Source organism: Arsenicibacter rosenii, from assembly GCF_001870735.1.
GTDB classification, from domain to species: domain Bacteria; phylum Bacteroidota; class Bacteroidia; order Cytophagales; family Spirosomataceae; genus Arsenicibacter; species Arsenicibacter rosenii.
The window spans coordinates 1-9,568 of the sequence record NZ_MORL01000049.1 but is presented as its reverse complement, the minus strand read 5'-3'; the positions used below and the strand labels follow the sequence as shown (position 1 = coordinate 9,568).

At 49.1% G+C, this 9,568-nt stretch carries 18 protein-coding genes and 2 tRNA genes; all 20 read left to right on the top strand.

Annotated elements, in window-relative coordinates; translation table 11 throughout:
* Positions 1–21 precede the first annotated feature (21 nt).
* Positions 22–477, top strand: a complete 456-nt coding sequence (locus tag BLX24_RS29115; protein ID WP_071506746.1) for a DUF4494 domain-containing protein — start codon at positions 22–24, stop codon at positions 475–477.
* 507 nt (positions 478–984) lie between these two features.
* A complete protein-coding gene (locus BLX24_RS32930) occupies positions 985–1,338 on the top strand; it encodes a C2H2-type zinc finger protein (RefSeq protein ID WP_071506745.1) in 354 nt (117 codons plus the stop codon).
* A complete protein-coding gene (locus BLX24_RS29105; RefSeq protein WP_071506744.1) occupies positions 1,335–1,580 on the top strand; it encodes a hypothetical protein in 246 nt (81 codons plus the stop codon). Before BLX24_RS32930 ends, BLX24_RS29105 begins: the two co-directional genes overlap by 4 nt.
* 150 nt (positions 1,581–1,730) lie before the next feature.
* Positions 1,731–1,800 (top strand) — tRNA-Trp (locus tag BLX24_RS29100).
* Positions 1,801–2,046: 246 nt separating this feature from the next.
* Positions 2,047–2,141, top strand: a tRNA-OTHER gene (locus tag BLX24_RS32925).
* Positions 2,142–2,536: 395 nt separating this feature from the next.
* Positions 2,537–3,184, top strand: a complete 648-nt coding sequence (locus BLX24_RS29095) for a hypothetical protein (RefSeq protein WP_071506743.1) — start codon at positions 2,537–2,539, stop codon at positions 3,182–3,184.
* Entirely contained in the window at positions 3,181–3,621 is a 441-nt protein-coding gene (locus BLX24_RS29090; protein ID WP_071506742.1) for a hypothetical protein, read from the top strand. The genes BLX24_RS29095 and BLX24_RS29090 overlap by 4 nt, the downstream gene beginning before the upstream one ends.
* A 12-nt stretch (positions 3,622–3,633) precedes the next feature.
* The gene (locus tag BLX24_RS29085) at positions 3,634–3,963 is read left to right on the top strand and encodes a hypothetical protein (RefSeq protein WP_071506741.1); all 330 of its coding nucleotides are present in this window, start codon (positions 3,634–3,636) and stop codon (positions 3,961–3,963) included.
* Positions 3,964–3,968: 5 nt separating this feature from the next.
* Positions 3,969–4,151, top strand: a complete 183-nt coding sequence (locus BLX24_RS29080; RefSeq protein WP_071506740.1) for a hypothetical protein — start codon at positions 3,969–3,971, stop codon at positions 4,149–4,151.
* On the top strand, positions 4,148–4,360 hold the full coding sequence (locus BLX24_RS29075) for a hypothetical protein (protein WP_071506739.1): 213 nt from the start codon (positions 4,148–4,150) through the stop codon (positions 4,358–4,360). Before BLX24_RS29080 ends, BLX24_RS29075 begins: the two co-directional genes overlap by 4 nt.
* Positions 4,357–5,100: a hypothetical protein gene (locus tag BLX24_RS29070; protein WP_071506738.1), complete on the top strand. Its 744-nt coding sequence runs from the start codon at positions 4,357–4,359 to the stop codon at positions 5,098–5,100. The genes BLX24_RS29075 and BLX24_RS29070 overlap by 4 nt, the downstream gene beginning before the upstream one ends.
* A 61-nt stretch (positions 5,101–5,161) precedes the next feature.
* Positions 5,162–5,557, top strand: coding sequence for a DUF3127 domain-containing protein (locus BLX24_RS29065; RefSeq protein ID WP_071506737.1), 396 nt, complete (start codon positions 5,162–5,164; stop codon positions 5,555–5,557).
* Positions 5,557–6,288 carry a DNA adenine methylase gene (locus BLX24_RS29060; protein WP_071506736.1) on the top strand — a complete coding sequence of 244 codons (732 nt, stop codon included), beginning with the start codon at positions 5,557–5,559 and terminating at the stop codon, positions 6,286–6,288. The genes BLX24_RS29065 and BLX24_RS29060 overlap by 1 nt, the downstream gene beginning before the upstream one ends.
* Before the next feature lie 103 nt (positions 6,289–6,391).
* Entirely contained in the window at positions 6,392–6,916 is a 525-nt protein-coding gene (locus tag BLX24_RS29055; RefSeq protein WP_071506735.1) for a hypothetical protein, read from the top strand.
* A complete protein-coding gene (locus BLX24_RS29050; protein WP_071506734.1) occupies positions 6,885–7,079 on the top strand; it encodes a hypothetical protein in 195 nt (64 codons plus the stop codon). Before BLX24_RS29055 ends, BLX24_RS29050 begins: the two co-directional genes overlap by 32 nt.
* Positions 7,076–7,342, top strand: coding sequence for a hypothetical protein (locus BLX24_RS29045; protein ID WP_071506733.1), 267 nt, complete (start codon positions 7,076–7,078; stop codon positions 7,340–7,342). The genes BLX24_RS29050 and BLX24_RS29045 overlap by 4 nt, the downstream gene beginning before the upstream one ends.
* Before the next feature lie 116 nt (positions 7,343–7,458).
* Positions 7,459–7,728, top strand: a complete 270-nt coding sequence (locus tag BLX24_RS29040) for a hypothetical protein (protein ID WP_071506732.1) — start codon at positions 7,459–7,461, stop codon at positions 7,726–7,728.
* Positions 7,729–8,023: 295 nt separating this feature from the next.
* Positions 8,024–8,962: an amidoligase family protein gene (locus BLX24_RS29035; RefSeq protein ID WP_071506731.1), complete on the top strand. Its 939-nt coding sequence runs from the start codon at positions 8,024–8,026 to the stop codon at positions 8,960–8,962.
* The gene (locus BLX24_RS29030; protein ID WP_071506730.1) at positions 8,959–9,198 is read left to right on the top strand and encodes a hypothetical protein; all 240 of its coding nucleotides are present in this window, start codon (positions 8,959–8,961) and stop codon (positions 9,196–9,198) included. The genes BLX24_RS29035 and BLX24_RS29030 overlap by 4 nt, the downstream gene beginning before the upstream one ends.
* A gap of 110 nt (positions 9,199–9,308) precedes the next feature.
* Positions 9,309–9,568 (top strand): M15 family metallopeptidase (locus BLX24_RS32920; protein ID WP_177225954.1); only part of this gene is annotated, 260 nt, incomplete at its 3' end.

Here is a 9,568-nt window from a genome sequence, read left to right as displayed (position 1 = left end):
AACTCCTAACCACCTACTACGATGCCAATCTGGTTTCAGGGTAAAATCAAGTACCAAAAGGAAGTTATCGTCAATAGCCGTCAAGGTGATCAGGTAAAAGTAAAGACGTTTTCGGAGGTGTATCTGATTGATGCTGTATCGTTTATCGATGCAGAAACGCGACTTACAGAACAGATCGCAGCGAATATCCCGGATTTTACCGTGTCGGTTATCGGCAAAATGAAGCTGGCGGATGTCTTCTGTGTGGATGGCGGGCAAAACTGGTATAAATGTAAGGTCATCTTTACTACTGAAGATAACAAAGGACGTGAGAAAAAGCTGATCAACTCGATGCTGATCAATGCCGACTCTGTACGATCGGCCTATGACCGGCTACAGGAAGCGATTAAGACAATCCTGTTGCCGGCCGAAATTACGGAGGTATCTAAAACCCCGATTCTGGAAATCTTCCCGTACACAGAGCCAGCTGAGTCATGATGACCTTCTATCTGATCTTCGTATTTGTCTTGCTCGGTGTAGGCTCCTGGCTTGTCTGGGACTTACACCGGCTGACCCGCCACGCTAAAAAGTCGATGGACAATGAATAGCACCCGCCCGATCGAGCAAATCATGAATCTGTCGGAAGACCAGATACGGAAGCTGTCTATCAAGGAACGCTGGCAGCTGATCAGTATACTGGATGACGCTGTTGATNGTCTATCAAGGAACGCTGGCAGCTGATCAGCATACTGGATGACGCCGTTGATCAGCTGCAAAAGACGATGGTTGCTCTGGGGAAAGATGCTGTATGCTGCATCTCGCTCATGGAAGCCGATCGCAACAAAATTCGCGTCAAACGCCTGTTCATCTGGACGTCGATGCGCTCAAAACACNCTCGCTCATGGAAGCCGATCGCAACAAAATGCGGGTCAAAAGGCTATTTATCTGGACGTCGATGCGCTCAAAACATGCTTACCTGATTACCACCGCCAACCACCTTGCCGCATGAACTTACGTCCTGTTTCAGAACCGTATCAGCCCACAATTTGCAGCTCAGAAAACCTGAGCCGGATGGATGAAGCCTTTACGGTGCTCATTTCCGATCCTTCGGGTGTGGCCCAGCGGAACGCGCTGCGTAAACTGGAGCTCGAAGCCTACACTAAGCGGGTAAACTTAGGGCAGTGGCTGAAGGAGAAATACTACGGGCAGTTCATGGCCGAGATGGGCATGGTGGCGATGAAACCGGCTGAAGCACCACCAGTGGTGGTGGCTACGGAGCCGTTTACATGTCAGGTTTGCGGTCAGAAATTCAGTAGTCAACCGGCCCTGAACGGCCATCAGAAAGCACATCGGTCATGAAAAAAACGAACGGGTCATTACTGCGGCCAACCTACTTTGAGTACCGGATTGAGCTATTTGACCAGGCATTGTCTGAAGCATTTGCCAACTGGCAGCGCTGGGACAACCGGCTGAAGTGGTTTGAATCACGGCCCAAAATCGTCCGGTTTTTGCTGGGTGGATGGGCTACAAGGAAGATATTAACCGCCGGTGAGCAATCGGCAGCAGACCTGTACTGGAGCATTCAGCTTGAGTACACATAAGACAGCGAATAGAAGTGGAAATACAAGTTACGGTGGGATAGACTGGCCCTGCCGGATTGAGCAGGGTCAATCTTTTTAGTATGGCTTATTTAAATGGTGTGGATATAGATATGCTTTCCGGATCGGCTTCCGGTCCGGAAACATTTACACACAGATTACGCAAAGGCAGCGGATCAGTCTCCAAAACCGATTGTAGCAGGTTCGATTCCTGCAATCTGTGCAACCCATATGTAAGCGCGACGAACGATTGTACGGCTTATGTGACACCTACCGGTCAGGTTCTGCAACCGGAGACAGCCTGGAAAGAAGAATAGAGATACCACAGGCAGGGACGGGAGTAAAAGTCACTAAACGGCCACACAATCTGACAGCCGGAAAGACGGCGGTGAGTGGACGTCACCTTAATCGAAACCGGTATGCAACGCCAATGATAAGTGCTGACAGCCGGGAAAGACCGGCAACTATTGCCCATGTAGCCTAAGGGTAAGGCACAATGATTCAGGATATTGGGGGCAATGTTCTGACGCGTTGAAGATGGTGGTTCGACCCCACCTTTGGGCACCCATGTAAAAGTGGAAGGTTAAGGGTTTAGGAATTTTGGTTTCGGTCTTAAGGGGGGCTTTGCTCCCCTGACAGATTCCTGAATGACCGGCCCTGAAATGCAAACGTATATATGTTGCGTTAGCTGAGACAATACCCGAATTGTCTCTCTATGGCCGGATTATGCGCATAATTCAGCCGTAGGACGTCAACCCCGACAAAACAGCGTTCTGCGCTGAACGGGGGAAGTATGCCTTTTTTTTGCCAAATCCACAGTACTTATAAGTACTAGTAAGTACTATCAGGTACTTTGAAGTACTTCAGAACCTTTGAACTTCTGAACTTTTTTTTTAGGACTTATAGTACTTAGTAGCAACTGCAAAATTTTTTCGAAAACCAAAATTTCCTGAAAACCAATGAGTTATAATCCGTTTACCAGCGCCCCGAATGATAAAGAGAATGCCACGTTCCGCCATGTTGCTCACACGCTGTCCGGCCATAAGATCGTAGGCTACAGCAAAAAGGTAGGATTTAACGAGACGGCCGATAAGCGCCGGTTATTCGTGACAAGCATGGCCAGACTGATTCCAGGATTCTTCAGTAAACGCAATGATGTCTGGCAGGTGGAAGTATTCCGGAGACTTCCGGAGCGGACCAACGGGATGTATAAGGAAGCCCGGATAGCACTCTTCACCTCGGGGGATTTCCAGTTGCTGAATGGCTTTGAAAAAGATTCTGCCATTTCGCAATGTATGCGGTCTCTGTACGACGGCGATGTAAAAGGCTGCAATGATCTGCTTAAAACGTTCAATGACTTTGTATTTGACCCCAAACGGGAGACCTATGAAGATTTGTATAAACGCTGCTCTAATCTTTTGAATTTTCATGAACGTGGGGTTGTCGAGCGTTTTTTCTGGGAGATCAAGAAACGTTACTTCGCCGAGGTGCCAGTCAATCCGGTCAAGAATGAACCGGCACCCCAGCCAACGGCTTACCAGGCACCGGCCAGAACCCGCGAAACAGCCCCGCTCTCAGGCTTAATCAATATAGCGCTCCAGCAATGAACAAAACTGTTGAAATTGAAACATGGGTTAGCTACCCGGCCCGTACCGTAAACGCCGAAGACGGGCTTCGTGTCGAGTTTTCGATTCCGGTGCATATGGACCTGCTCCCGTTCATGAACGGCCCCAGAACGCAGCTTCTGTGCAAATACCGGGTAAGAAAGGGATTCACGTGGGGCCAGCTGGGCAATCAGGCCCACGTCCGGATCAAAGGCTACGTCGAAACGGGCAACCGTGGGGGCCAGTACTTCCACTGCAAGGAGGTGGAGATTCTGGAAGGCAAACCCATCAACAACGCCGATAAGGCCACCAAACGCATGGTCAGGCGGATGGAAAAGGCGGCAGGCGTTCCTGACGCCGGCGTTAAGCCGACAAAGAAACAAAAGTCAAAAATTGCTCCTGCACCACCGCCGTTTTCGGGCCAGCTGAATATCTTTTAAACGCTCGCAATCATGCTAAAAGTGACGATTAAACTATACCCTGTCGAGTGGCAGGCAATGGTGAAGCTTTGCCCAAAATACGACGAAATTGCCGGGATCCCGATGAAAGAGCTTGCCCTGGAGAACCTCCTGCTGGCTGAATACCGGAGCCGGATCACACCGGCACAGGTGCTGAGTTGGCAGTCGAAGTTTTCGAACCGGACCTACTGCTGCACACTGCCGGTGTCGGTTGCGCAGACACTCTGGAACGAAATGCAGCATGCTCAGCTGGATGCCCATGAGCAGCTGCTGCTCAACAAACTTGATCAGGCACTTACCAATTTTCATCTACCAAAACTCTAATCATTATGCCACAGGAAGAAAGATACGGCCGGCGAATGCAAGGCAATCTCGACCGGATGAAAACCCTGCTCACAGTGATCGCCGCCAGCACCGAAGTAATCGATCCTGAAATGAAGGATGCTGTCAGCAAGATGTGGACTGAAGTCAAAAAGCTACACGAGGAATGCTTAATGGATGCCGAGATATGAACCAATCCGCAACCCTGCGCCAGTTCTACGGCAAATACCGGTCAACCGATCTGAAAGACATTCTGGCTGGTTTTGAGAAGCTTTTCGACAGGGCATCGAATCCAGCTGAAGCACGGTGGCTCCCCAGTCCGGAGTATTTGAGTAATCGGATTCAAATATGTGTAACCATACTGGCCGAACGCGAAGAGCAGGCCCCTCATAAGAAATGAGTAAGATCAATAAACTACTCCATCCGATTCTGTTTTCCGATCCGATGATAAAGGCAGTTCATAGTGGCCGGAAAACACAAACACGGCGCATTATCAAGTTCCAGCCCCCGGATGACACAGATACGACTGTCTATAAGTTTGCTACCAATGTAACAGGCCCATCAAGTAAAAACTTCAATAAGCATCACTGGCTTGGATTTGACCGCAACGATGAGATTAAAGTTAATGATCCGAATCAACCATATTTCCGGTGCCCTTATGGTAATGTCGGAGATATTCTCTGGGTACGAGAGACGTTTTCCCGGATTCCAAAAACAGCTTACTGGCATGATTTATCCATCCCACACACCGAAAGCACTGACGATTATTCATGGTATATCTACCGCGCTGGCTGGAACAGAAGCAAATCAGGAATCTGCTGGAAACCTTCTATTCATATGCCTTATGAAGCATGCAGAATCTGGCTGGAGATTACCAATATCCGGGTAGAACGGCTTCAGGATATAAGCGAACAGGATGCATGGGCAGAAGGGTGCAAGCGTGGCGAACCTGCCGATAATGGCGGGTACTTTCCGGCTGACGAACCTGATCCGCGTGGGCGGGGTGAATTAGGCTGGGATTGTGCTCGTGATTGGTATGCTGACCTATGGGAATTAATTCACGGCGAAAATTCCTGGGATGCCAATCCGTGGGTATGGGTCATTGAATTCAAAATCACCGAAAAACCAGAGGTTAAATAAAATACCGGTCGCATAACCAACCTCCAATGCACGGATAATCAACTTTTAAACAAAGCTATAAATGGCACAATCACTTCAAATCACAGGTAAATATTTAGGGGCAGGCCAAATCCAAACGGTAGGTCAGAATAACACGATGATCCGGAAGTTCTGGATTGATGTTACGGATAATCCTGCATATCCAAACACACCGGAATTTCAGTTGCGCGGGGATAAGGTTTACTTGCCGGACAATATAAATAGAGGACAGACCATAACAGTCTCCTTTAATTTGGATGGCCGTAAGTATGAAAATCAGCAGACGGGTAAAAAAGGGGTATTCAATAGTATAAATGCCTATAAAATTGATATCGTTCAGATTCAATCCGCAGCGGTTCCACAACATGCGCAACCGTCGGCTCCTGTGAGCAATCCGTTTGCTTTTGCTAATGATCAATCTGATGATCTGCCATTCTGATGAAACCCTTCGACACCTATTTTGGTGGTAAGTCCGGAAGTGGCACTTACCAGACGATTATCAACCAGATACCACCGCATGAGCTATACATCGAACCATTCGTCGGTAATGGCGGTATCTTCCGGAATAAGCGGCCGGCAGAATGTAGCCTGCTTGCTGATCTGGACCCAACAGTGGTCGATGCCTGGCAGCAGGAAGGCATAAAGCAAATTGATGACATTTTCGACTTTGCTGCTGGCAGTAACATTTTTTTGGTAGATGCCCTGGATCTGCTATCGACAGGAAAGAAGTGGTTTGCAGGAAAGAAGTGGTTTGATCGAAAAAATGCCTTCATCTACCTTGATCCGCCTTATCCGCTCAGCACCCGAGCCAGCTACAACCGGTATAACCACGAGCTCACAGATCAAGATCATGAACTGCTTCTGAGGGTTATCGACTCGTACAGCGAAGCGCAAATTGCCATCAGCACTTACCCCAATGATCTGTATGGTACCATGCTGGCAGACTGGCGCCGGATTGAATACTCCAGCACCACCAGAGGCGGGCAGGTGACCGAGTGGCTGTTCTGCAATTATCCGGAGCCGACCGAACTGCACGATTATCGCTACGTCGGTGCAGACTATCGCGAGCGTGAACGGATCGCCAAAAAGGTACGCAGGCACGTGGCCAAATTCCGGAAACTTCCGGAGCTCGAACGGAAGGCAATCATTCAGGCAATTCAGGAAAATTAATCCGGTACCACAACGCCACAGCTGACACCGCCGGAAGCACCGGTCATCGATGACCACCACTTCCGGCGGGGCTGGCCATTGTAATAACAAATCTTAAAAGACTATGAAATTCAAAATCTTAAAAGGCACAGAAACCTTTCTGGCGTTATCAGCTGTAAAGGAAAAGTTTGATCAGGTTAAAGCCGAAGCATGGGCATTATGTCAAAAGCTGGGAGGCTATGATTATGTACGTTCAAGTCATGACGTCGCTGGTGGGATAGGCGGTATTTTCTTTGATCAGCAGCCGCCGGATGGATGGAAGGTAGTTGAGCCGAAAAGATTTGTAGGCTGCTATTATCCGCGATCAATCCCTAAGAATAAAGCCTTGCTAAAGGAAATTGCTGCCTTGCCAAAAGTCACCAATCAGGAGATAAATGAACCGGTGGATTTTCACTTTCAGGTTACGCCTGAGCTTATGGTAGTCCATCGGGTAGAGGTCGTATGGGGTAAAGATTATCACCTCGTGGGTGTAGCCGAAGGCTGCCAGTATAAGCCGAAACCCGACATGATTGAAATTACCTATTCGGAGTATGCTCAGTTAGAAAAGGCCATTACCCATGAGAATTCTGAACCATCAGCAGGTAATTGATGACCTTACCGAGCTTGAGAAACTCGGCAGGCAGCTGGCGCATACATTCGTTAATCCGATCGCCCATAATGAAATGGATGAGGAGCAGGTTAAACTCCTGATTCAGGGCGTAAATGAAATCGCCTTTCTGGCAAAGTCAGTTCAAATTAGTATTCAGCCATGAGTGAAATAAAGGAAATACAGGTCACAAAGTACCAGACATCGGATGGTACCGTATGTAATACCAGGCAGGCCGCTATAGATCGCCAGAATATTCTCAATACACCCGGCCTGCGGATTTGTCCTACCTGCGATTTCAAGGGAGGCTTCTGGTCGAATCCGGAATATGGTGGCGAAGACGGAAGAGTATACATCGCAGGTGGTTATAAAACCTGTAAAGACTGCAACGGTAAGGGATATCAAAAGCACCGTGAATTATGGGAGTGATGAAGTAAAACCGGTTTTTCTGTCCTGTTCAAAAGCGATTGCTGATCCCAGTTTTGGGCTGCAATCGCTTTTTTATTTATGTCTCATGCTCCGACAGGGGCGCTAACTTAAAAACAATGAATCTCGTACAATCAGCATTTCTGAACAACATCGCAGCTTTAAACCTTACTGAACTTGAAGAGGAACTGACATTCAAACAAACCTATCAGCCGAATAATACCGTTGACATTGCTGCCCTTCAGCTGGCAATCCAGGTGGCAAACGTAAGTCTCGGTGATGAGGTAACCAGCCACTTTACAACCCGCCTGAATAGCGGTCTGGAATTCACCGGTGTCGTAGACGGGAAATACACGTTTTCCGAACCCGTCATCGTTCTGGGCTCGTAATTAATTTACTTCCTGGAGGTACTACCAGACGCCCGGCTCCTGTCGGGCGTCTGTATTTTCAGTGCACAAAAAAGCCCGGACGGAACCGAACCGGGCTTTAATTCATTTATCCACACCAAAAATAGAGGACAGGCCTCTAGATTAATAGTGAAAGTTCCTCCTGACTGGATTCTACTTTTTTGTGTTGCACTGTTCCAGTGACCTCTGGCACTGTGCATGGAATGTGAGGGGAGAAACTTGCTGTTGCCGCGAAACGATGCGTGCTTTGTCTCAACGATAACACGCAGATAATCAAATGGAAACACAGCAGATTTTAAGCAACGCAAGCCTTACAAAAACTGAAAAAATCCGCCAGTTGTTAGCCCTCGGACTTACGCGCCGGCAGGTAGCTGACCTGACCGGAGGCAACTACGGATTTGTTCAGAACGTATTTGCCAGGTACTGGCCGGAGCAGGTGCGCAGCCGCCGGGCTGACGCCAGCGCCGATATTTTCCGCTTTATCCCTTTTAACCGCAAATTCGGGGTAGAGATTGAAGCCCACAACATCAGCCGCGAAGCACTGGCCGAAGCCTTACGGCAGGCAGGCATAACGGTAGCGGTTGAAGGCTACAACCATACAACCCGCCGCCACTGGAAACTGGTAACCGACGGGAGTCTGAGCGGCAATAACACATTTGAACTGGTAAGCCCGATACTGGAAGGGCAGGCAGGGATTGACGAACTTCAGATCGTATGCCGGGTGCTGAAGCAGAAGAACGCCTACATTAACAGAACCTGCGGCCTGCACATCCACTTCGACGCGGTAAACCTTGAGCTGGCACAGGTTAAAAACCTGATCGTAAATTACGCCCGCTTTGAGTCGATTATCGACAGCTTTATGCCTAACAGCCGCCGGGGTAACACCAACTACTTCTGCAAAAGCGTACAGGGGCTGGCCGACCAGGTAGACCAGGCGCGAACTATGAACGGGCTGATTTCATTACAGCGTACGCGTTATCAGAAAATAAACCTGCAATCGTATGTACGCCACCAGACGATTGAATTCCGCCAGCACAGCGGAACCATTGAATTTGAGAAAATAGCAAACTGGGTGTTATTTTTACACAACCTCGTAGAATTCAGCCGGACTAAACGGGTGGAGGCATCAGCGGCCACGATGCAGAGCCTGCGGGAATTTCAACAGCCGGAAATTGTAACGTATATCAACAACCGAATCAGCGATTTAGCCGCATGAAATATTTACTAGAAGACGGTAGCGGGGTGGTCGAAGCGGCCACCGCTACCGATCTGGTAGCCCAATTAAAGGGCGATGGCCGTTTTACGGCCGACCAGACCAACGAAGAGTATATGCGTGATTTTGCCATTCGTTTCCGGGAGTTCTACGGTGGCAACGTGATCCGGAACGACACGCCCGAAAACTTTATAGCCGACCTTGTTCGTGAAGGGTGGCTGAGTGAAGTACCCGAGTAACAATCCAACAATTATCTGCAATCAGAAAGCCCGGCTCATATTGTGCCGGGCTTTTTCTTTTGTCCTTTCCCGCTCCGGATCACACCGGCATTTTCGAAGAAAAAACGACGATGCCATCACGTTCAATTTCCGATCTCCATCCCGATCTGGCCTATGCCTACGGAGTAGCCTGCGGTCGCTGGATGCACCTGTATCCGAATGCGCCAAAGCCATTCCTGACGGCCACTCACCGGCCTGATGCCGAACAGGACCAGCTGTACGCTCAGGGCCGTACAATGCCGGGCCCCGTTGTGACCGATGCCAAAGCCGGTCAGTCTCCGCACAATTTTAAGCCCGCGCTGGCGCTCGATGTGGCCTTCAAATACCCCAA

Coding starts and splice junctions, on each gene's coding strand:
- BLX24_RS29115 (WP_071506746.1), top strand. CDS start 22: ATGCCAATCTGGTTTCAGGGTAAAATCAAGTACCAAAAGGAAGTTATC.
- BLX24_RS32930 (WP_071506745.1), top strand. CDS start 985: ATGAACTTACGTCCTGTTTCAGAACCGTATCAGCCCACAATTTGCAGC.
- BLX24_RS29105 (WP_071506744.1), top strand. CDS start 1,335: ATGAAAAAAACGAACGGGTCATTACTGCGGCCAACCTACTTTGAGTAC.
- BLX24_RS29095 (WP_071506743.1), top strand. CDS start 2,537: ATGAGTTATAATCCGTTTACCAGCGCCCCGAATGATAAAGAGAATGCC.
- BLX24_RS29090 (WP_071506742.1), top strand. CDS start 3,181: ATGAACAAAACTGTTGAAATTGAAACATGGGTTAGCTACCCGGCCCGT.
- BLX24_RS29085 (WP_071506741.1), top strand. CDS start 3,634: ATGCTAAAAGTGACGATTAAACTATACCCTGTCGAGTGGCAGGCAATG.
- BLX24_RS29080 (WP_071506740.1), top strand. CDS start 3,969: ATGCCACAGGAAGAAAGATACGGCCGGCGAATGCAAGGCAATCTCGAC.
- BLX24_RS29075 (WP_071506739.1), top strand. CDS start 4,148: ATGAACCAATCCGCAACCCTGCGCCAGTTCTACGGCAAATACCGGTCA.
- BLX24_RS29070 (WP_071506738.1), top strand. CDS start 4,357: ATGAGTAAGATCAATAAACTACTCCATCCGATTCTGTTTTCCGATCCG.
- BLX24_RS29065 (WP_071506737.1), top strand. CDS start 5,162: ATGGCACAATCACTTCAAATCACAGGTAAATATTTAGGGGCAGGCCAA.
- BLX24_RS29060 (WP_071506736.1), top strand. CDS start 5,557: ATGAAACCCTTCGACACCTATTTTGGTGGTAAGTCCGGAAGTGGCACT.
- BLX24_RS29055 (WP_071506735.1), top strand. CDS start 6,392: ATGAAATTCAAAATCTTAAAAGGCACAGAAACCTTTCTGGCGTTATCA.
- BLX24_RS29050 (WP_071506734.1), top strand. CDS start 6,885: ATGAGAATTCTGAACCATCAGCAGGTAATTGATGACCTTACCGAGCTT.
- BLX24_RS29045 (WP_071506733.1), top strand. CDS start 7,076: ATGAGTGAAATAAAGGAAATACAGGTCACAAAGTACCAGACATCGGAT.
- BLX24_RS29040 (WP_071506732.1), top strand. CDS start 7,459: ATGAATCTCGTACAATCAGCATTTCTGAACAACATCGCAGCTTTAAAC.
- BLX24_RS29035 (WP_071506731.1), top strand. CDS start 8,024: ATGGAAACACAGCAGATTTTAAGCAACGCAAGCCTTACAAAAACTGAA.
- BLX24_RS29030 (WP_071506730.1), top strand. CDS start 8,959: ATGAAATATTTACTAGAAGACGGTAGCGGGGTGGTCGAAGCGGCCACC.